Below are 22,142 nucleotides of genomic sequence, written 5' to 3' on the forward strand. Positions count from 1 at the left end.
CCTAATATCAATTTTATTACTTTGAAAATAACACCCCCCTCCTTGTGATGCGGGGTGTTATTTTGTATTGAGCCTAATTTGGAGCGTGGTATGAAAAAACCAAAAATTATTATTAACGAACTCGATGCGGAACGTTTAGATTCGCTGTTGGAACAACCGGCCTTTGCCAATACTAGCATTGCAGAGGCGCTGAATGCGGAGTTGGATCGAGCTGAAATTGTGCCTCCGGTCGAAATTCCACCGGATGTTGTCACAATGAACAGTGAAATTCGCTTTATTGATTTGGGCAGCAATGAAGAGCGTGTACGCACTCTTGTGTATCCAGCGTCTCTACAGGATAGTACCAAGCACCTGTCTGTCATGGCACCTTTAGGCGCTGCTCTTTTGGGTCTGAGGGTGAATGATGAGATAACCTGGCAACTACCAAACAGTGAAAAAACCCGGATCAAAGTATTAGAAATTATTTATCAACCCGAAGCCGCAGGTGAATATCATCGCTAACTCACAGCCAGTCCAGTAAAACCCAAACTGGCTGTTGTTGATTGAGTATCCCTATTGACCGGCGATACTCATTTCCGGCAGCAGTACCGAACCACACTGAATATTACTGCGTGTTTCGATATCATCACCGACGGTCACCATATTCGCCCACATATCTTTCAAATTACCTGCGATGGTGATTTCACTGACTGGATACTGGATTTCGCCATTTTCAACCCAGAAACCGGATGCACCACGGGAATAATCGCCGGTAACCGCACTAACACCTTGCCCCATCAGATCAGTAACAATCAGGCCAGTTCCCATTTCACGCAACAAAGCTGCAAAATCCAGCCCTTGACCCGCAATACGCCAGTTATGAATACCACCTGCATGCCCCGTATTCACCATGCCCAGTTTACGGGCTGAATAGGAAGTCAGCAGCCACGTCTGCAACACACCCTCTTTGATAATATCACGCGGTGCAGTATGCACACCTTCACTGTCAAAAGGTGTTGAAGCCAGACCTCTGAGCAAATGCGGCTGCTCTTCAATCGTCAGCCACGAAGGTAAAATCTGCTTGCCCAAGCTATCCAGCAGGAAAGAAGACTTGCGGTAAATGCTGCTGCCGCTGATCGCACCGACCAAATGACCGAACAGTCCCGTAGCCACTTCTGCAGAGAAGATGACAGGCGCTTTCATGGTCGGTAACTTACGTGCACCCAGCCGAGAAAGAGTACGGCGAGCACACTCCTGCCCAACCCATTCCGGTGATTGCAATTCGTCAAAACGGCGGCTGACGGTATAAGCATAATCACGTTCCATATTGCCATCTTGTTCAGCAATCACACAGCTAGACAGAGAGTGGCGGCTTGAGCAGTAGCTTTGCAGCATACCGTGACTATTGCCAAATATCCGGATACCATAATGGCTGTTAAAACTGCCGCCTTCGGTATTGGTGATACGTTGATCTGCCTGCAATGAGGCTTGTTCAGCACGGGCAGCCAGTTCAATGGCGGTATCCGTATCTAAATCAGCCGGGTGGAAGAGATCCAGATCCGGCGCTGCGAATGCCAGTAGATCTTTATCCGCCGGGCCAGCATAAGGATCAGGTGACGTATAGCGGGCGATATCAATCGCGGCCTGCACGGTGCGGGCTATTGCCTCTGGGCTGAGATCGGTTGAAGAAGCGCTGCCTTTGCGCTGCTGGTGATAAACCGTGATCCCCAGCGCACCATCGCTGTTAAACTCAACATTTTCGACTTCACTGAAACGGGTGCTGACGCTAATCCCCGTCGTTTTATTGACCGAGACTTCCGCAGCATCAGAACCGGTCTTCGCTAATTCGAGAGCGTGGGAAACCGCATCTTCCAATTGCTTGCGCTGTTCCGCGATATATTGATTAGTGACTATCATTAATTAACCGTAATCCAATGAATTAAAGAGATAATTTATCAGAAAAAGCGCCTCACATTCGTCCACAACGTCAATGCCGAGTGGTAATCAGGCAATTTTCCCAGTTACAATACACAATATTAGGATGTTAACACCCACCGGACGATTGGTCATGTTCCAAAATGCACCTTATCCGGCCTTTTTAGAAGGAAAACGATTATGGTAAAGCAGCCTGAAGATTGGCTTGACAATTATCCTGCTGAAGAGGAAGACGAAGAGATAATCTGGGTCAGTAAAAGTGAAATTAAGCGGGATTCTGAAGCACTGAAAAAGCTGGGAATGGAGCTGGTTGAACTGAGTAAAAACGCACTGGAACGCATTCCGCTGGATGACGACCTGCTGGCAGCCATTGAGCTGGCACAGAGAATCAAGCGTGAAGGCCGTCGCCGCCAGTTGCAGTTAATTGGCAAAATGTTGCGTTCCCGCGATCCGGAACCGATTACCATTGCACTGGATAAACTGAATAACCGTCACAACCAGCAGATAGTGCTGTTTCACAAGCTGGAAGAATTACGTGACAAACTGCTTGAAGATGCAGATGGTGCCTTGACGGAAGTGGTTACGTTGTATCCGCATGTGGATCGCCAGCAACTGAGGACGCTGGTTCGCAACGCCAAAAAAGAGAAAGAGACCAACAAGCCACCAAAATCCTACCGTCAGATTTTCCAATATCTGAAAGAGCTGTCTGAATCAGCTTAATATGTTCCCACCGCCAATTCTTTAAGAACTGGCGGTATTCTCTTTCTTCTCCGCCATTTTATCTTCATCACCTCTATGAGGTCACAAACCAAGCATCTATATTCATAGTTAGTTACATTAAATTAACTTACGTTAACAGTTTAAGTCTAAATAAATATAAAATATAAAATATAAAATATAAAATATAAAATATAAAATATAAAATATAAAATATAAAATATAAAATATATTTAATGATATTTATTTTTAAAATAAAAGATTATTTATAAAAAATAAATATAGAAAAAAAGGCGTGGGTAAAAATTATTTAATATCAAATGGTTTTAAATATACATCATGAAAATAGGTTATACGATTTTCTTTGCTCAATAAGAAGTAGAACAGAGCACCTGATGAATACCTCAGGTGCTCACGGTCATATAACAGAAAGCCCAAATTCACGAACAAGAAAGGAAAACTCACTCTACTATGTTAAACTGCAATTCCCCTTCCAATTCTTCTTCGGCTTCTTCAAACAGCAAAACTAAAGCCGCAAAATATACTCGTTTCTGCGACGAAAAGTGGATAAAACTAATCTCAACCGGCAACTCAATGCCACCCGTTACCGCATCCCACAGGGCGTCCAAGTTTGCACCAAAATGATCACCAATATCGAAACTCTCCTTAAATTCGCAATAGAAGGTTTCTAAGTCAGGGATACGGTCAAAATCAAATTCCACTTTTTTCATATCATCACTCCAATTTTTTAAACGTGTTGTAATGATCCACTGTCAGATAGATCAGGCCATCATTAGAATAGAGCAATCTATCACTGCCTCGGTGTCCACAGCTATAATTCACATCCGCTTCAAACCACTGGCGATCACGTTTTTTCGGTAGCTTATTTTCACGATTGGAAAACCGATCTCCACCGATCGCCGTATTCGGCGAGACTTGGCATAAGTTGCCTTTACGGGCATCCCAACCAAGATTACGCGCCTGTGCCTTCGTGAGGTAATAATCGGGAAGTCTACTATTGTTATGTTGGCGGAGATACTGCGCAACACGTTTCGGTTTAGTCAGAACGCCAATCGGTTCAGAAGAGGCGCTCTCCAATACCTCTGTATTTTGCTGTGATTTTTCTGCGCCAACCGACTCAGAGCCTTGGGCAAAAGTGATAGATACAAAAGCCAAAATCAATAAGATACCTGCTAGTATGCTCTTTTTCATAATGACCTCACGTTTAGTTTATTATTATACCACTCAAGAAATTATCAAGCGGTTCCCCCCACGGTCAGATTATCCAGTTTCAATGTTGGCTGCCCGACACCCACTGGTACACTCTGTCCTTCTTTACCACACACTCCGACACCCTTATCAAGAGCCAGATCATTCCCAACCATCGATATTTGCTGCATAGCTTCAATGCCCGAACCAATCAGTGTGGCACCTTTCACCGGTTTGGTAATTTTGCCGTTTTCAATCAAATAAGCTTCCGATGTCGAGAAGACAAATTTTCCGGAAGTGATATCCACCTGACCACCACCGAAATTCGGTGCGTACAGACCACGATCAACACTGGCGATAATTTCTTCCGGTGTGGATTTCCCCGCCAACATATAAGTGTTGGTCATTCGCGGCATCGGCAGGTGTGCATAGGATTCACGGCGACCGTTACCGGTCGGAGCCACACCCATCAAGCGCGCATTAAGCTTGTCCTGCATGTAACCTTTCAGAATGCCGTTCTCAATCAGCACATTGTACTGCCCCGGTACACCTTCATCATCAACAGATAATGAACCACGACGCCCTTCGATCGTGCCATCATCGACCACAGTACACAGTTCAGAGGCAACTTGCTGCCCGATCTGGCCGGAGAAGACCGAAGTACCACGGCGGTTAAAATCGCCTTCCAAACCGTGTCCCACGGCTTCATGCAGTAAAACACCCGGCCAGCCAGCGCCCAGTACGACGGGCATGGTGCCCGCAGGAGCCGCAACAGCAGAAAGGTTGACCAGTGCCATACGTACCGCTTCACGGGCAAGCTGTTCTGCCAGAACCTGTCCGTCAGCCGTTTGCAGGAAGTATTCGTAGCCATAACGCGCGCCCCCTCCGCTGGAACCATGTTCACGCTTGCCATCTTCTTCGACCAGTACGCTGACAGAGAGACGTACCAATGGGCGAATATCCGCGGCCAATGTGCCATCAGTCGCCGCGACCAGCATCTGTTCATAAACCCCTGTCAGGCTGGCATTCACTTCCTGTACCCGGGGATCTTCAGCTCGCGCAATCTGATCAACCCGGTGCAGCAAGGCAATTTTTTCTTCCCGGCTCATACTCTGCAAGGGGTCTATCGCTGGGTACAGTCCTTTATGTGTGACCGCACCCAATGTATGCACGGTGCCATTACCCGCTTCCCGTACGATGCTGCGTGCTGCCTGAGCACTTTGCTGCAAGGCATTCAGCGTGATTTGATCCGCATAGGCAAAACCGGTTTTTTCTCCACTGATCGCCCGAACGCCCACACCTTGATCGATATTATAGGAGCCATCCTTAATAATGCGGTCTTCCAAAATCCATGCTTCGTGGTAGCTAGATTGAAAGTAGAGATCGGCGTAATCCAGACGGCGCTCTGCCAATTGTCCCAATACAGAAAATAAATCTTGATGATTCAGGTTATTAGCAGCCAGTAAATAGTCACTGACAAAAGTTAAACTCATAGTGATTACTCTTTTACCTTAATTTGTATTCTTTTTTATCAAAGAAGTCAGTTGTGGACGGAATCGATTATGTTTCACGACTTTAATCTGCTCACGCATGTGAGTCAGACTATCCCGCCGGATGTTGAGTTGTAATGCACTGACGGTCAGAGGATTTTTCTTGATAACTTCCCCCCAGCCACTCACCGCCATTGAATGCCCCCATGTTCTGCGAGTACCATGCACCCCAACCTGTGCGGGTGCCAGAATGATGCACTGGTTCTCGATTGCCCGTGCTCTCAGGAGAGGTTCCCAGTGTGCCTTACCTGTCAGGCGGGTGAAAGCAGCAGGAACAGATATCAATTCCGCCCCCTGTTCACGCAGTGCCTGAAACAGTCCGGGAAAACGCAGATCATAGCAGATAGCCATCCCCAAACGGCCAACAGGCGTATCGACAACGGTAATGTGCTCCCCACGCTGATAAACGGTGGATTCATTGTAGGCACCATGTTCATCGTTGATATTGACATCAAACATGTGGATTTTGTCATAGCGCGCACGGATTTCACCTTGATCATCAAACAACAGGCTACTGCTTGTGATGCGGGTCGGCTCTTCCCGACTGATCATCGGCATTGAACCAATCAGCAACCAGACACCATAACGCTGTGCTATTTCACTCACAGCCTGCTGCAACGGGCCACTTCCCTGTCCTTCTGCATACTTGCGATAGGTATCAGCGTCTGCAAACAGTAACGCATTTTCCGGGGTCAGAACTAATTTTACCGTATCCGGCAGTTGTTTAATCTGCTGTTCAACTTGCGCTAAATTATGTTTGACATTCGCACCACTGCATAATTGTAAAAGTGCAACATTGACGTTTTTCATGACCCTTTATTCTCCTTAAGCTGACGTAAAACTTCATCAATTTTAGGCTGTTCGAGGCTACCCGTGAGCCGGTAGCGAATGACCGATATTTTGCTCCACAGAGGCCCCAACACTTTTGTCGCCGCAAAAACAGCAGCACCTGCCACAGGATTGACCGCAAAAGCTGTCGCCACACCAACCGTTGTCGAGATTTCCGGTGTAATCACCAACTCCATATTGATCTGTCGACGAACCAAGTCTGTCTGACCTTCCGCATCGATGTCCGCCGCCAGCCCATCAATACGGAAGTTTTCGGTATACATGACGCCATTTTTGATCGTTGTGTCGCCACGAATGGAATCGAAGTTGAAATCATTACTGAATGTGTCACTGAAATCCAATTGTAATTTGCGCAGCAATGCATCAAAACTGATCAGTCTTAACAATTGCCCCGCCCGGCCACCACCCAATTTGGCTATAGCGCCTTTTTTCGTCTCGCCCGTCAGTGTACCATTCAACGTTTTAATATCGGGGTTCCACGGAGTCCCCCGCCAACCTAGATCGAAATCAAATTTAAACGGCGCATCGACTATTGGGACGATAAACCCCAGATAAGCCGCCATCTCATCGAATCTTTGTCCCGATAATTGCCCTTTGGCCTGAGTATAGTTTCCAATATCGTTTTCACCCCAGTGCCCAGATAATGTCAATTTGCCCGCACGGTTCTCCAGTTGTCCATTTGTCAAAACCAGTGAATCACCTTCCGGCATCACCGTTCCGGATACTTTGCCGAGTTTCAGCCCGGCAACCCAGCACTCTGCACACTTAACATTCAGTGACGGCCAATGGCGCAAGCCGTATTTTTTGGCTTCCGTGGTGTCTGAAGTTAACGTATTGGAGCCAGCCGATGAATCTTCAGGAAACTGCGGATCATAATAAAGGTAATCGATTGAGGCTTGCCACGGCTCATGACGGTAAATCAACAGATTGCCTTTGAGCTTTTCTCCCGCCGCGCTGACCTTCATGCCATCGGCCTGTTGAACAATATTGAAGACGAGCTGATTCCAGCGCTGGCCGCCAATCTTCAGTGACGGCATGGAAATTTCGAACATTTCCGGCCATAACAGGCCATCATCTTCTGATGAACCAGACATCAGTGGCACTATCAGCGGCAACCACTTTTCGCCATCAATCTCAGGCAGGTTTAACGCCAGCAGCGACTTCTCCGGCAGTATTGGAGTGCCATTACCCTCGCTATTCATAATACCGCGTTGTAGTCGGGCATGCGTTTTTCCCAATTGCCATTGGGTATTGAATGCATGTTGTTTTCCCAGTGAACCTTTAATCTGTATTTGGTTCATGTCCCCCTCAGCAAGAACATCGATACCCTGCCATTCCCGTAGCAATTCGGTGTCCAATGCAGCCAGTTTACTGTTGATATGTGACAAATCTGCATTGATCGAAACACGGTATTTCACACCATTTTGTTGCGGTTTAGTGTGTGAAGATGTGCTTTGTGCAGGTATAGCGATGTTCACTTTCCCCTGCCAATCCAACGTTCCTGATAGTTGGCGGCGAATTTCGGCGGGGACTTCCGGTAATTTCCCGGCAGCCCAGTGCGCATTCAGATCAACATCCACCTGATAATGTTTCGGTAAATCCTGCGTGGTAAACCGCAGGGACAGAGGATGTCCCAACCACTGAGCGGATAATGTATCACTTTGCAGTTTGCCATCATCAAAGCGAAATTTCCCACTCACATGTTCCATTTTGCTATCCAATGGCTTGATGAACAGTGCGGTATCTTGCAATACCACCTCTCCACTCGCATTGACTTTGCCATCCTCCAAGGGAATATCCAGATGGAGCTTACCATCAACTCTGCCATCAAGTTGTAACTCATCCAGCGCACTGCCGATAGACCCTGCCAATGGGCTGTGTTTAAAATAATCGTGGATATTTTTGCCATTCCCCGATAATTCGCCGTCAATCAATAGCTTCTGTTTGCCATAATCGGGGATCACGGCAGTCAGCCGGGTGGCATCGACTTTCCCCAACTTCGCTTTCGGTACCTGCATCCACAATCCGTTATTTTGGAAATTCAGATCGATATCAAAATCAAACAAGGCAGGCCAGTCAGGTTGATATTGAAAGGTCGCATGGCGCAAAGGAACCCAAACCTGAAATTGGCCATTGTTCTGCTTGAACGGGAAATCGTGGGGATTGCCTTGAAAGAGGAGAGTGGCATTCTCGATCTTTCCTTTAATCAGAGAGTGGGTCAAATAGTCCGTCAATGATGCCCCCATCAGTGGCTTGGGAAAATAACGCCATGCCTCTCCCGCATCATCAACACGAATTCCCGCAAGCATTTCCAGCACTGGCGGCTCATTCTTGGGTAACAAATAGTTAAAAGCCCCATTGAACCATAATGATTTGGCCTGTAAATCCAGATCCCGCCCCCACACCTTCAACCCATGATGGTCATTTCTCCAGGCAAACTGCCCTTCACTGCTCGTAATGTCGAACGGCGCCTGAAACAAGCTGCGATAATCAACGGTACTGTTTTTCAGCTCAAATTTCAGACTTCCCCACTGCTTATTGCCACTCAACGTTCCACTGAAATGGTTGACAGACGGCAGATCCTGCCAGCGTAACCAGCTAACATCCTGCCATTTGATGGCAATTCCCATTGAGCTATCCGGTAATTCAGGCGTGATATCAAGGGCAAAGTGGTTGAGCATCCCCTTCGGCTGCCGATGCTGCCAATCTTTGACAACATTCGGTGTCACAGAAGAGAGTAATGGCAATATTCCATTCAGACGTTCAAGTTGAATATTTTCAGCACGGAGACGCCAGTGAGCTTTTCCTTGGTATTTGTCCGCCTGCATGACATACAGCGCCGCAATGCGTCCCACTGGCCACTGCTGACCATTGGTTTTCAGATTTGCCAGATTCGGGATATTAAACAGCCAGCCTTCACCCTGTCGGCACATTTGCAGAATGAGGTCACTGACCGCAAGCTGGTGTTTTTCACTACCAACATACCAGTTGGCTTCTCCTTGCTTCAGTTGCAGACGCCCGCTGTCAATTCTTCCCCCTTTCAGGGTAATCCAGCTCGCCAGACTGAAACGGCTACTTTCCAGCCCCGTGTTATCTCTTAACCAACGGCTTAACCACAACCGCATATCAATATCATCAGCCTGTAAATAAATAACACCATTATCCAGAACCCCATTGATATCTTTCAGGTCAAATTTCACCTGAACAACGCCTTCCTGACCATTAATCGAAGAGAGATTGACGCTTCCCTGTGCTCGATGGCGATCGTCTTTATTCAGCCATGTCAGTTGTGGCAGTATCAGTTGCGCTTTTTCACCCGATGGCGTCTGGAAGGTCAAACGGCTGTCGTGCAAATCAAAATGATTAAGTTGCTCAAGAACAAAGGAAGAGAGGCTGTCTGGCTCAGAAAGTAGATTTTCATCTTTCCCACTAAACAGGGGCTTATCATAATTGACTTCCAGTTGATAAAAAGACAGGTCACGGAAATGCCAGCGCCATTGTAAAAGCGAACGCCAGACATTCAGGGAAAGCGTCACCTTTTTAGCCTGAAAACTCGCATCCTTTGTTTTGGCGCTGATATCACGGATTTCCAAACTGGGGCCAAATGATTCCCAATGGCCGTTGATATAACCCATATGGACAGGTATATCCGTCACGACAGCAATTTTTTCCGCCACTTGCTGACGATAATCATTGATATGTGGCAGGAAAAAACGTAACCCGCTGACAAGCAAAGCCACAATGATAACGACTATTGCGGCTGTCGCTAATAATATCCCCGGCAGTCGCCTCACACATTTCTCCTTGGTTGTCAGCGTTATCTCTCTGCAAACCGGTGGTTTTACATCATCACAACGTCAAATTGCTCCTGACTGTAGAGTTGTTCTGTCTGTACCTTAACCTGTTTGCCCACAAAAATTTCCACCTCAGCCAAGGCGTGAGATTCATCCCCTTTCAGGACTTCGCTCACAGCAGGAGAGGCATAAACCAGAAAACGATCTGCATCAATGAGGCGGTGAACACGCACAATCTCACGCAGAATTTCATAACATACTGTTTCAACGGATTTTACCGTGCCACGTCCCTGACAAGTCGGACAGTTATCACATAAAATATGCTCGATACTTTCCCGTGTCCGCTTGCGGGTCATTTCCACCAGACCAAGCTGGGAAAAGCCATTAATGGTTGTTTTCACCCGGTCTTTGCTCAATGCCTGTTCTAAAGAAGCCAGCACACGGCGACGGTGTTCTTCATTACCCATATCGATAAAATCAATAATAATGATCCCACCTAAATTACGCAGCCTTAGTTGGCGGGCAATCGACTGAGTGGCTTCAATATTGGTATTAAAGATCGTTTCTTCCAGATTACGATGCCCGACAAAAGCGCCAGTATTAATATCTATTGTCGTCATGGCTTCCGTTTGATCAATAATCAGATAACCACCCGACTTTAATTCTACTTTACGTTCCAGCGCGCGCTGAATTTCATTTTCAACATCATAAAGATCGAATATAGGCTGGTTTCCCTGATAATGCTCCAGCTTGGCGTTCATTTCAGGAATATATTCGTCGATGAATTCCTGTAATTGAAGGAATGTCTGACGGGAATCCACCCGAATACGATTAAGGGGAGCGCCCGCAAAATCACGCAGAACACGCTGTGCCAGTGCCAGCTCACCGTAGACTTTATTTTTGGTGATATTACGTTTCTTACGTTCAATCACTTTACCCCACAGGCGCTGCAAAAATGCGGCATCCTGTACGAGCTCTTCTGCCCCTATACCTTCGGCGGCCGTGCGGATAATAAACCCTCCATGCTCATTACAGTAATCCATCACAATAGATTTCAGGCGGTCGCGTTCTTCTTCACTCTCTATCCGCTGTGAAACACCAACATGAGAGGCTCCCGGCATAAACACCAGATAACGGGATGGCAGGGTAATATCTGTCGTCAATCGGGCACCTTTTGTGCCGAGGGGATCTTTCACCACCTGCACGATCAAATCCTGCCCCTGATGAACCAACTCGGCTATATCTCTGACATGGAAATTCTTCTTCTCTTCACCCGCAATACATTCGGTGTAAGGCACAATATCCGAAGCATGAAGAAAGGCGGCTTTCTCCAGCCCGATATCAACAAAAGCCGCCTGCATTCCGGGCAGAACCCGGCTCACCCGACCTTTGTAAATATTTCCGGCAATGCCTCTTCTCGCTTCTCGCTCAACATGTATTTCCTGCAAAATACCGCCATCAATATAAGCAACCCGCGTTTCGGATGGCGTGATATTGACTAATAACTCTGCTGTCATGAATAATGCTTCCCATCAGCTAATGCCAAAAATCGTGTGATTAATTCATATGTTTCCACCAGTGGTAAGCCGACAACAGCATGGTAACTGCCATTAATTTTTCTGACAAAACAACCGCCCTTACCTTGAATGCCATAAGCGCCGGCTTTATCCATCGGCTCCCCAGTTGCAATATATTTCTGTATTTCCTGTTGGGATAACTGGCGGAATATCACATCTGTAATGACTATTTCACTTAGGGTGTGCTGACTGTTCGATAAAGCTACAGCCGTCATAACTTGATGACTCTGCCCAGACAAAGTACTCAATATTTCAGCAGCATGTTGTGGATTACGCGGTTTTTCCAGAATACGGTTATTCAATACAACAATAGTATCCGCACCCAGAACGGGAAAGTCATTCGGTGCTATTGCCACGCCAGCCTGTGCTTTTTCTCTGGCCAGTCGGCTGACATATTGCTGCGGTGATTCCCCTTCTTGCCATTTTTCTTCAACCTGTGGTGTCAGAATCTCAAAATTGAAGTCTAACATTCCCACCAACTCACGCCGCCTTGGTGAGCCAGAAGCTAAGTAAAGGGTTTTCATCGTGAGTCATCCTTAAAGCATATTGCATTGGAGGCTATTAATATCAGTCCATTAAAAAACAGGAAACTGCCTTTAACGAACTGAAAATTGACGACGGATTTTCCGCATTAATAAGAATAGCCAAGGCCAGAGAATACCATTGACCAGGCCATTCCAGAACACTTCTGGATGGAAAAGCGTCTTTGGTATCAAAGCATGAGCCAGAAAAACACAGAGATTCATCAGCGTTGAAAGCGCCACGACAACCAGTGCTTGCTGCCAGAGCGCCATATTACGAATTAACTGAAACTTGAACACCACCAGGAAACTAATGATGCTGAAAGCCAAAGCATGCGCACCGAGAACACTGCCTTGTAATAAGTCAGTAATGATGCCTAATACAAAGCCCGTACCCACACTGACGCGATGAGGGATCGCAAGCAGCCAGTAAATTAAGCACAGCACCAGTAAGGTAGGCCGGAACATATAGAACTGCTCCGGCCACGGCATAATCTGCAACACGATTGCAATCAGGAAAGATAACCAGATAACCCAGCGCCCTCGACTACGATATTGATTCATTGACGATTTCCTGTAGCTGAAGATGAGGGCTTTGTTACAGACGGTACTTTATTCCCCTCTTTATTGCCTTCTTTTCCTTCACCTGAATCCTGCGTCGGAAGCTGCGGTTTTTCTTCAAGTGGATTTGGCAGTACCTCAGGTAACATCTGCATCAAGCGTTCATTTGCTGCGCGATGTACTGCGGAAGGTGGCAACGGTTCCGACGGATCGTTACCTGATCCCCACAACAACAGCAGATAGCGCAGGCGTCGTAATTCAGCCAATGGACGTGCACGAATGACCACATGAGCCCGCTGGTTGTCTATTTTGACGGAAGACACCACCGCGACCGGATACCCTTCGGGAAAACGCCCGCCCAGACCCGATGTCACCAGCACATCACCAACACGAATGTCGGTATCGCTTGCCATCGGCTCTAGATGCAGATCTTCCGTACACCCCGCTCCAGCAGCAATCACACGGAGATCATTGCGCATGACCTGAACGGGCAACCCATGAGTCGGATCACAAATCAACAATACCCGACTGCTCAAATGACTCACTGAAATGACTTGACCAGCAACCCCCCGATCACTGATGACAGCCTGCCCTTCATACACGCCATCTTTGGCTCCCCTATCAATGACTATCTGATCTCGATAAGGATCCATGCCACCCGAAATCACCTGCGATACCATCATGTGTTCATCACGACGCACAGGTGATCCCAGTAATTCACGCAGACGGGAGTTTTCATGTTTCAGTTGCCCCAGCAAGAGAAGTTTGCTGTTCTGTAACCGCAGCTCATTGCGTAGGGTATTATTCTCCATCTCAAGGTGCTTACGGGTAGCCAGAGATTCAGAGATGCCATCCAGAAATTGGCGTGGCCCATTGGCCAGAAAATAAAAAGGACTGACTGCCGTATCCATATAGCTACGGACTTTATTAAAAAAACCGAAACGGCTGTCTACCACAACCAGAATAATGGCAATAATAACAGCTAAAAAGAGTCGTAATTGCAGAGAAGATCCACTGCTGAAAATCGGCTTCATAAATTGCGCATTGTTAAGCTGTGTTGTGTCATAAACGATCAAACTCCCGAACAAACAGTAAGGAGGCTCTGATAACACATAATCGCCCCCCAGCTCGCAGAGTTACGTTCAGTCTTCGCTGAACAGATCGCCACCATGCATGTCGATCATTTCCAACGCCTTGCCGCCACCCCGGGCAACACAAGTCAGAGGATCTTCAGCTACAATGACAGGAATGCCTGTTTCTTCCATCAGCAGGCGATCAAGATTACGCAGCAGCGCACCACCACCCGTCAGAACCATACCGCGTTCCGAAATATCAGAAGCCAGTTCTGGCGGGCACTGTTCCAGTGCGACCATAACTGCGCTGACGATACCGGTCAATGGTTCCTGCAAGGCTTCAAGGATTTCATTGGAATTCAGGGTGAAGCCACGCGGTACGCCTTCGGCAAGGTTACGGCCACGTACTTCGATTTCATGGACTTCATCCGTTGGATAAGCAGAACCAATTCCATGTTTGATACGTTCTGCTGTTGCTTCTCCAATCAGGGAGCCATAATTGCGGCGAACATAATTGATAATCGCTTCATCAAAGCGATCCCCGCCGATACGGACAGAAGAGGAATAAACAACGCCATTGAGGGAAATAACTGCAACTTCAGTCGTACCACCCCCAATGTCCACAACCATTGAGCCAGTTGCTTCAGAAACAGGCAGACCGGCACCGATTGCCGCTGCCATTGGCTCTTCAATCAAAAAGACTTCCCGTGCACCCGCGCTCTGGGCCGATTCACGAATAGCACGACGTTCAACCTGAGTTGCCCCAACAGGTACGCAGACCAGTACGCGTGGGCTTGGGCGCATGAAACTGTTGTTGTGAACCTGTTTGATAAAATGCTGCAACATTTTTTCCGTGACATAAAAATCGGCAATAACCCCATCCTTCATCGGACGGATGGCTGCGATATTACCCGGAGTACGCCCCAGCATCTGTTTTGCTGCCGACCCTACAGCGGCAACACTTTTTGGTGAACCGGCTCTGTCCTGACGGATAGCAACGACAGAAGGTTCATCGAGTACAATTCCCTGGCCTTTGACGTAAATAAGGGTATTGGCAGTACCCAAGTCAATGGACAAATCGTTGGAAAACATGCCACGAAATTTCTTTAACATAACGAAAGGATAATCCTGCAAGCTGGGGACGGATATTGTCCGTCTACTCTACCAACCACATGAAGCAGCGACAAGGCGCATCACTAACTACTTTTACTACTTCAATAAAAGTGGCTACGTTATTATTCATATCAGACACACAATATTCTACGTTACTTTTCTCTAACGGAGCAGAAAAAAACTGCATAAAAACGGGTTAATTTCACCGATAACCTCATCACCATGCCCTAAAATGATCAAATGTCTCAAAAACCAACATTATAGTGCATATCGCGATACCACTACCCCGATTTTACTGCTTCTATGTTGACCTGTAATCACTTCCGCAAGTTCAACCAAAACGTGTTTTTTCTCAACATTTTGACCTCCCCCGGATAGCGCATTGACAAAAATAGCGTCCCCATCAACGGTAATAAGTAAAAATAAGGATTATTCTGAACAGATCAATAATGTCATTTTCCTGATTGTTACCCTGTGCATTTGATCTTTTACACTGTCATCTTGAACAAAAATAATTAATCGCGGTTTTGCCACTCTCCATCACAATATTGCTGCTCGCCCGTTTCAGCACTCTCAATTTTATCTATATTGTGGTGATGTCAAAATGGTGATGGTGTCGGATATAAAAAATCCATCAAGAGAGAATAATGATGAAAGCCTTATTACTTGAGCAACACGAGACATTATCAGCCTCTATTCAAAATATTGATACCTCGCAACTGCCCTCAGGCGATGTCGTTGTGGATGTCCACTGGTCAACACTCAATTACAAAGACGCCCTTGCTATTACTGGGAAAGGCAAAATTAGCCGTCAATTCCCGATGGTGCCGGGAGTCGATTTTTCTGGTGTTGTCCATCATTCTGAAGATCCCCGCTTTCATATCGGCCAATACGTTTTGCTGACGGGCTGGGGCGTAGGTGAAAATCACTGGGGTGGGCTGGCAGAACAGGCCAGAGTCTCCGGTGAATGGCTGACACCATTGCCGCAGGAGCTAAGCGCCAGACAAGCCATGATCATCGGCACAGCCGGTTTCACCGCCATGTTATGTATCATGGCGCTGGAGCAAGGAGGAGTGACACCGGAAAGTGGAGAAATTGCCGTTACTGGCGCCAGTGGCGGGGTCGGTAGCACAGCGATTACTCTGCTGTCACAACTGGGATATTCTGTCGTCGCCATCAGCAGCAAAACCGAAAACCAAGATTATTTACTTTCACTGGGCGCAAAAACGATCCTGCCTGTCACTGATTTTAATCAGCCATCGCGTTCGCTGGAAAAACAGCGCTGGGCCGGCGTCATTGATACCATCGGTGGCACAGTACTGGCAACTCTGTTGGCACAGGTGCATTACAACGGCACTGTCGCCGCTTGTGGCATGGCGAGTGACAGCCAACTGCCCACGACTGTGATGCCGTTTATTCTGCGTAATGTTCGCTTACAGGGCATTGCATCAGTCACCGTGCCTGCCGTAAAACGCCCTGATATTTGGAAAAGATTACAAAAATTGTTACCTGACGCCTTTTATCAACAGGCCACCACTGAAATTTCATTAGATCAAGTGGTCGAATATGCCAATAAACTGATAAACAACCAAATGACTGGCAGAACGTTGGTAAAGGTAGCTGATAAGACCAGTATTTAGCTGCTAAATGCTACGATATGTTTATAATGTCGGGCTTCATCGCCAAACTTACAAATAATGATAACAGAAAAAGATGACAAACCGTTAACATCGAGTTATCTTGGTCGATTGTTGACAGATTGCCGGAGATACCCGCACAATGGCAGACAAGTTTCGCATTTTACTCTTGAATGGCCCCAACCTGAACCTGTTGGGAACGCGAGAGCCAGAGACCTACGGCAAGTTAACGCTTGATAACATCGTCAGCAAACTGTCAAAAGAAGCTCACCAATCGGGAGTCGAATTATCCCATCTGCAATCCAATGCAGAATCTGAATTGATTGAGAGAATTCATACGGCGCGGGGCAATATCGATTTTATTTTGATTAACCCTGCGGCATTCACGCATACCAGTGTGGCACTACGCGACGCACTTCTAGCGGTCGATATCCCATTTATTGAGATTCACCTCTCCAATGTGCATGCCCGCGAGCCATTCCGCCATCACTCATATCTTTCTGATATTGCCGTTGGCGTGATCTGCGGATTGGGTGCAGATGGTTATAGCTTCGCATTACAGGCAGCGGTCAACCGCTTGTCAACATTCAACTCATTTACCTAAGAGTACGGAACCACATTCATGGATATTCGTAAAATAAAAAAACTGATCGAGCTGGTTGAAGAATCCGGCATTTCTGAACTGGAAATTTCTGAAGGTGAAGAGTCAGTACGTATCAGCCGTATAGCAGCAGCCCAGCACATGCCAATGACTCAGCAATATATTTCAGCGCCTGTTCAACAACCTGTGCAAGCCGCCGCACCAGCCATTCCAGCGGCTGCTGAAAAACCAGCGGAAATTATCGGTCATACCGTCTGCTCCCCAATGGTTGGCACGTTCTACCGCTCACCAAGCCCAGATGCGAAAGCTTTCATCGAAATTGGCCAGCGTGTTAATCAGGGCGATACCCTGTGCATCGTTGAAGCGATGAAAATGATGAACCAGATCGAAGCTGACAAAACCGGCGTGGTTAGAGCGATTCTGGCACAAGACGGTCAACCTGTTGAATTTGACGAGCCACTGGTCGTCATCGAATAACGAGGCGTTCCATGCTTGAGAAAATTGTCATTGCTAACCGTGGTGAGATTGCACTGCGTATCCTGAGAGCCTGTAAAGAGCTTGGGATCAAAACCGTTGCGGTGCACTCTACGGCAGATCGTGACCTGAAACACGTCCTGCTGGCGGATGAAACCGTCTGTATCGGTCCTGCGGCATCAGCAAAAAGTTATCTGAACATTCCTGCCATTATTTCTGCGGCAGAAATTACCTGTGCTCAGGCAATCCACCCCGGTTATGGCTTCCTGTCTGAAAACGCCGATTTTGCTGAACAAGTAGAACGTTCTGGTTTTATTTTCATCGGCCCTAAAGCAGAAACCATCCGCCTGATGGGGGATAAAGTCTCTGCCATTAACGCGATGAAAACAGCCGGTGTCCCCTGTGTTCCCGGTTCTGACGGCTCATTAGGGGATGATACCGAGAAAAATAAAGCCATTGCGAAACGCATTGGCTATCCGGTGATCATCAAGGCATCAGGTGGCGGTGGTGGTCGCGGTATGCGCGTTGTACGCAGCGACAAAGATCTGGAACAATCCATCGCCATGACCCGCGCAGAAGCGAAAGCCGCTTTCAACAACGACATGGTCTACATGGAAAAATTCCTTGAAAACCCACGTCATGTTGAAATTCAGGTACTGGCAGATGGTCAGGGTCATGCTCTCTACCTAGCTGAACGTGACTGCTCCATGCAGCGCCGTCACCAGAAAGTGGTAGAGGAAGCGCCAGCACCGGGTATTTCGGCAGAATTGCGCCGCACTATCGGTGAGCGCTGTGCCAATGCCTGTATCGAAATCGGTTATCGCGGGGCAGGTACGTTTGAATTCCTGTATGAAAATGGTGAGTTCTACTTTATCGAGATGAACACCCGTATTCAGGTTGAGCACCCCGTCACAGAAATGATTACTGGCGTTGACCTGATTAAAGAGCAGTTGCGCATTGCCTCCGGCCTGCCACTGTCCATCAAGCAGGAAGATATCGTGATCGAAGGTCATGCGATCGAATGCCGTATTAATGCAGAAGATCCAAAATCCTTCCTGCCAAACCCGGGCAAGATCACCCATTTCCACTCTCCGGGCGGGTTCGGCGTGCGCTGGGAATCCCATATCTATGCAGGATATACCGTACCGCCTTACTATGACTCCATGATTGGTAAGCTGATCACGTACGGCGAAACCCGTGAAATTGCCATTGCACGTATGAAAAACGCACTGGCTGAGTTGATCATTGATGGCATCAAAACCAATATCGACCTGCAAGTAGCGATCATGAATGATGAGAATTTCCAGAAAGGCGGAACCAATATCCACTATCTGGAGAAGAAACTGGGTTTGCAGGAGAAGTAAGGTTTCTTGCTGACGTCCAGACGTTGTTGCTTTGAATGATTAAAATCCCATCTTTTTAAAGGTGGGATTTTTTGTTTTCATACTGGAAAGAAAAACCATTTATGATTTAAGAAATGAATATAGCTAATATATTTCAAACTGTTAATTATAATATTTTTAACTGAAAAAATAATTATTTGATTTATTATTACAAAATATTATTACTTTAATTTTATTTAACTTTCTATATCACTCAAATTAAACGCAACGCCAATAAGACAAAAAATATAGAAAACCCACCATCATAATACAACAATAAAATGATTATTTTTAATATGCAAATAAAGCCCGAATTAGACTCAACGATACGGTTTGCTAATTTTTCCGGCACATTTTCCCCTGAATAAATCCGCAGGTTACCGTACAATTCCCTCCACATTGTTTTATATAAGTTATCCGGAGAACGGATGGACAGACGATTTGTTCAATCCCACAAAGAAGCGCGCTGGGCAGTATTCCTGACGCTGGCGTATCTTGTTGGTTGGTTAGTCAGCGCCTATTTACCCAGTGATGCCACGGGCTTAACCGGATTGCCATACTGGTTCGAATTGGCCTGCCTGCTACTGCCAGCCCTGTTTATCATCCTCTGTTGGTTGATGGTGGCGTTTATATTCAAGGAAGTTCCATTGGAGGATGATAATGCAAACTGAAGTGATCTTACCTCTGGTAGGATATCTGGCGTTGGTTTTCCTGCTGTCAATCTATGCTTACCGCCGCCGCCAAACAGGCGAATTTTTGAATGAGTATTTTCTCGGCAATCGCTCAATGGGCGGTTTTGTACTGGCCATGACCATCACGGCAACCTACATCAGCGCCAGTTCCTTCATTGGCGGCCCCGGCGCAGCTTATAAGTACGGTATCGGCTGGGTTCTGCTGTCGCTGATCCAATTGCCCGCGATATGGCTCTCCCTAGGCGTGCTGGGGAAAAAATTTGCCATCCTCGCCCGTCGCTACAACGCTGTCACCCTGAATGACATGCTGTATGCCCGCTATCAGAGCCGTTTTTTGGTCTGGTTTGCCAGCCTGAGCCTGCTGGTCGCCTTTATCGGAGCGATGACCGTACAGTTTGTTGGAGGCGCTCGTTTACTGGAAACAGCCGCAGGTATCCCCTACGATACCGGATTACTGATTTTTGGCATTTCAATCGCGCTTTACACGGCATTTGGCGGGTTCAGAGCCAGTGTCCTCAACGATGCCTTGCAGGGGCTGGTCATGCTGCTGGGAACCGTAATATTGCTGGCAGGTATCATTTACAAAGCCGGAGGTTTGTCAGAAGCCATCGCCACACTGCGCGCCATCGATCCCAACCTGGTTTCGCCCCACGGTGCTGATAATATCCTTACAGGGCCATTTATGGCGTCTTTCTGGGTACTTGTCTGCTTTGGTGTTATCGGGCTGCCACATACCGCTGTTCGCTGCATTTCCTATCGGGACAGCAAAGCCGTCCATCGTGGTATTATCATCGGCACTATCGTGATGGCGATCCTGATGTTCGGTATGCACCTTGCGGGCGCTTTGGGAAGAGCGATTATTCCTGATCTGACCATCCCGGACCAAGTGATCCCAACTTTGATGATCACCGTACTGCCGCCTGTCGCTGCGGGTATTTTTCTGGCGGCACCGATGGCCGCGATCATGTCAACAATTAATGCCCAACTGCTGCAATCTTCGGCCACTATCGTCAAAGATCTCTATTTAAATCTGTTCCCCCAGCAAATCAGCCAAGAGAAAAAGCTCTCTCGCATTTCCAGCTACTCCACTCTATTTTTGGGAATGCTACTGCTGCTGGCCGCATGGCGCCCACCTGAAATGCTCATTTGGCTGAATCTATTGGCATTTGGCGGGCTGCAAGCAGTATTCCTTTGGCCACTGGTACTGGGGCTATACTGGGAAAAAGCCAATGCATATGGTGCCATCGGCTCGATGATCATCGGTGCCACGAGCTACACACTGCTGGCCAGTTTCAATATCCAGATTTTTGGCTTCCATCCGATAGTGCCATCGTTGTTATTCAGTTTACTGGCCTTCGGGATAGGGAATATGATTGGCAGCCGTAAATGCCAGCAAACCGCCGCATCTCAATAACGGCGACATTATTTCATTTTCATAAGAAATTGATTCACAGAAAGAGAATTTTTATGCCTTGGATACAATTAAGATTAAACACCACGGGACAACAGGCCGAAGCACTCGGTGACGAGTTGATGGAAAGCGGCGCGGTGTCAGTAACCTTTCAGGACAGCCACGATACGCCGATTTTTGAGCCTCTGCCGGGAGAAACCCGCTTATGGGGCGATACCGATGTTATCGGGCTGTATGATGCAGAAATGGATATGAAAGCCGTAGTCAGCCAACTGGAGCAGGTTCCACAGCTTGGCAAAGGGTTCCTTCATAAAATCGAGCAACTGGAAGATAAAGACTGGGAACGCGAATGGATGGATAACTTCCACCCCATGTGTTTCGGCAAACGCTTGTGGATTTGCCCAAGCTGGCGAGAAGTGCCAGAACCGGATGCCGTCAATGTGATGCTTGATCCCGGTCTGGCATTTGGTACCGGCACTCACCCAACGACTTCCCTGTGCCTGCAATGGCTGGACGGCCTCGACCTGACAGGTAAAACGTTTATCGACTTCGGCTGCGGCTCTGGCATTTTGGCTATCGCCGCTCTGAAACTCGGCGCAAAACATGCCATCGGCATTGATATCGACCCACAGGCGATTCAGGCAAGCCGGGATAATGCAGAACGCAACAGTGTATCCGCACAATTAACACTCTATTTGTCGAAAGATCAGCCAGCAGACCTCAAATGTGATATCGTCATTGCCAATATCTTGGCTGGTCCATTACGTGAACTGGCGCCGATCATTGGCTCATTACCTAAATCTGGTGGGCTATTGGGCTTGTCCGGCGTATTGGCAAGTCAGGCAGAAGGTGTTGCCCAAGCCTACAGCAATGAATTTATTATCGATCCGATTGCAGAACAGGAAGAGTGGTGCCGCATCACCGGGATTAAAAAATAATCACTTGATGTCTATTGAAAAGCGAGATTATCCACTAAAATGATCACCTGAGGGGGTTAATTGGTGGTAATCCGCGCTCTTCATCATGATAAATGCAGGTAACGATAAATTTCATCAATAATATGTAAC

General features: G+C 47.3%; 20 protein-coding genes. 9 read left to right on the top strand and 11 right to left on the bottom strand.

The window, feature by feature from the left end:
- The first annotated feature begins 90 nt into the window (after positions 1-90).
- Entirely contained in the window at positions 91-501 is a 411-nt protein-coding gene (gene rnk / locus NXS07_RS02890; RefSeq protein WP_038186553.1) for a nucleoside diphosphate kinase regulator, read from the top strand.
- Positions 502-552: 51 nt separating this feature from the next.
- Here the strand turns inward: rnk and pmbA are convergent, their stop codons facing one another.
- Complete coding sequence (gene pmbA / locus NXS07_RS02895; protein ID WP_258086131.1) at positions 553-1,896, bottom strand: metalloprotease PmbA; 1,344 nt, start codon at positions 1,894-1,896, stop codon at positions 553-555.
- 198 nt (positions 1,897-2,094) lie between these two features.
- On the opposite strand from pmbA, the gene yjgA reads away from it, so the two are divergent.
- Entirely contained in the window at positions 2,095-2,634 is a 540-nt protein-coding gene (yjgA, locus tag NXS07_RS02900; RefSeq protein ID WP_038192507.1) for a ribosome biogenesis factor YjgA, read from the top strand.
- 458 nt (positions 2,635-3,092) lie between these two features.
- On the opposite strand, the gene NXS07_RS02905 is transcribed toward yjgA, so the two are convergent.
- The 10 genes from NXS07_RS02905 to mreB all read right to left on the bottom strand — a co-directional run bounded on the left by NXS07_RS02905 (position 3,093) and on the right by mreB (position 14,878).
- A complete protein-coding gene (locus NXS07_RS02905; RefSeq protein ID WP_038192496.1) occupies positions 3,093-3,362 on the bottom strand; it encodes a barstar family protein in 270 nt (89 codons plus the stop codon).
- 4 nt (positions 3,363-3,366) lie between these two features.
- Complete coding sequence (locus tag NXS07_RS02910; protein WP_038192493.1) at positions 3,367-3,843, bottom strand: ribonuclease domain-containing protein; 477 nt, start codon at positions 3,841-3,843, stop codon at positions 3,367-3,369.
- Between the two features lie 44 nt (positions 3,844-3,887).
- The gene (gene tldD / locus NXS07_RS02915) at positions 3,888-5,333 is read right to left on the bottom strand and encodes a metalloprotease TldD (protein ID WP_258086132.1); all 1,446 of its coding nucleotides are present in this window, start codon (positions 5,331-5,333) and stop codon (positions 3,888-3,890) included.
- 18 nt (positions 5,334-5,351) lie between these two features.
- Positions 5,352-6,200: a deaminated glutathione amidase gene (gene nit1, locus NXS07_RS02920; protein WP_038215497.1), complete on the bottom strand. Its 849-nt coding sequence runs from the start codon at positions 6,198-6,200 to the stop codon at positions 5,352-5,354.
- Positions 6,197-10,033: an AsmA2 domain-containing protein YhdP gene (gene yhdP, locus NXS07_RS02925; protein ID WP_258086133.1), complete on the bottom strand. Its 3,837-nt coding sequence runs from the start codon at positions 10,031-10,033 to the stop codon at positions 6,197-6,199. The genes nit1 and yhdP overlap by 4 nt, the downstream gene beginning before the upstream one ends.
- A gap of 47 nt (positions 10,034-10,080) precedes the next feature.
- Positions 10,081-11,550 carry a ribonuclease G gene (gene rng, locus NXS07_RS02930; RefSeq protein ID WP_258086134.1) on the bottom strand — a complete coding sequence of 490 codons (1,470 nt, stop codon included), beginning with the start codon at positions 11,548-11,550 and terminating at the stop codon, positions 10,081-10,083.
- The gene (locus tag NXS07_RS02935) at positions 11,547-12,134 is read right to left on the bottom strand and encodes a Maf family protein (protein WP_258086135.1); all 588 of its coding nucleotides are present in this window, start codon (positions 12,132-12,134) and stop codon (positions 11,547-11,549) included. The genes rng and NXS07_RS02935 overlap by 4 nt, the downstream gene beginning before the upstream one ends.
- A 72-nt stretch (positions 12,135-12,206) precedes the next feature.
- Positions 12,207-12,695: a rod shape-determining protein MreD gene (gene mreD, locus NXS07_RS02940; RefSeq protein WP_038186570.1), complete on the bottom strand. Its 489-nt coding sequence runs from the start codon at positions 12,693-12,695 to the stop codon at positions 12,207-12,209.
- The gene (gene mreC / locus NXS07_RS02945; RefSeq protein ID WP_038223190.1) at positions 12,692-13,726 is read right to left on the bottom strand and encodes a rod shape-determining protein MreC; all 1,035 of its coding nucleotides are present in this window, start codon (positions 13,724-13,726) and stop codon (positions 12,692-12,694) included. The genes mreD and mreC overlap by 4 nt, the downstream gene beginning before the upstream one ends.
- 108 nt (positions 13,727-13,834) lie before the next feature.
- Entirely contained in the window at positions 13,835-14,878 is a 1,044-nt protein-coding gene (gene mreB / locus NXS07_RS02950; protein ID WP_038192479.1) for a rod shape-determining protein MreB, read from the bottom strand.
- Between the two features lie 650 nt (positions 14,879-15,528).
- Here mreB and acuI point away from each other — a divergent pair.
- The 7 genes from acuI (at position 15,529) to prmA (ending at position 22,013) form a co-directional block, all read left to right on the top strand.
- A complete protein-coding gene (gene acuI, locus NXS07_RS02955; protein WP_038204860.1) occupies positions 15,529-16,518 on the top strand; it encodes an acrylyl-CoA reductase (NADPH) in 990 nt (329 codons plus the stop codon).
- Positions 16,519-16,657: 139 nt separating this feature from the next.
- Entirely contained in the window at positions 16,658-17,119 is a 462-nt protein-coding gene (aroQ, locus tag NXS07_RS02960) for a type II 3-dehydroquinate dehydratase (protein ID WP_038223176.1), read from the top strand.
- 18 nt (positions 17,120-17,137) lie between these two features.
- The gene (accB, locus tag NXS07_RS02965; RefSeq protein WP_038192475.1) at positions 17,138-17,593 is read left to right on the top strand and encodes an acetyl-CoA carboxylase biotin carboxyl carrier protein; all 456 of its coding nucleotides are present in this window, start codon (positions 17,138-17,140) and stop codon (positions 17,591-17,593) included.
- Positions 17,594-17,604: 11 nt separating this feature from the next.
- Positions 17,605-18,954: an acetyl-CoA carboxylase biotin carboxylase subunit gene (accC, locus tag NXS07_RS02970; RefSeq protein WP_038204852.1), complete on the top strand. Its 1,350-nt coding sequence runs from the start codon at positions 17,605-17,607 to the stop codon at positions 18,952-18,954.
- A gap of 446 nt (positions 18,955-19,400) precedes the next feature.
- Positions 19,401-19,643, top strand: coding sequence for a YhdT family protein (locus NXS07_RS02975; protein WP_038197304.1), 243 nt, complete (start codon positions 19,401-19,403; stop codon positions 19,641-19,643).
- On the top strand, positions 19,633-21,078 hold the full coding sequence (panF, locus tag NXS07_RS02980) for a sodium/pantothenate symporter (RefSeq protein ID WP_038215480.1): 1,446 nt from the start codon (positions 19,633-19,635) through the stop codon (positions 21,076-21,078). Before NXS07_RS02975 ends, panF begins: the two co-directional genes overlap by 11 nt.
- Positions 21,079-21,131: 53 nt before the next feature.
- Positions 21,132-22,013, top strand: coding sequence for a 50S ribosomal protein L11 methyltransferase (gene prmA, locus NXS07_RS02985; protein WP_258086136.1), 882 nt, complete (start codon positions 21,132-21,134; stop codon positions 22,011-22,013).
- The last annotated feature ends 129 nt before the right edge of the window (positions 22,014-22,142 follow it).

It is taken from the genome of Xenorhabdus bovienii (assembly GCF_024721015.1).
Taxonomy (GTDB): domain Bacteria; phylum Pseudomonadota; class Gammaproteobacteria; order Enterobacterales; family Enterobacteriaceae; genus Xenorhabdus; species Xenorhabdus bovienii.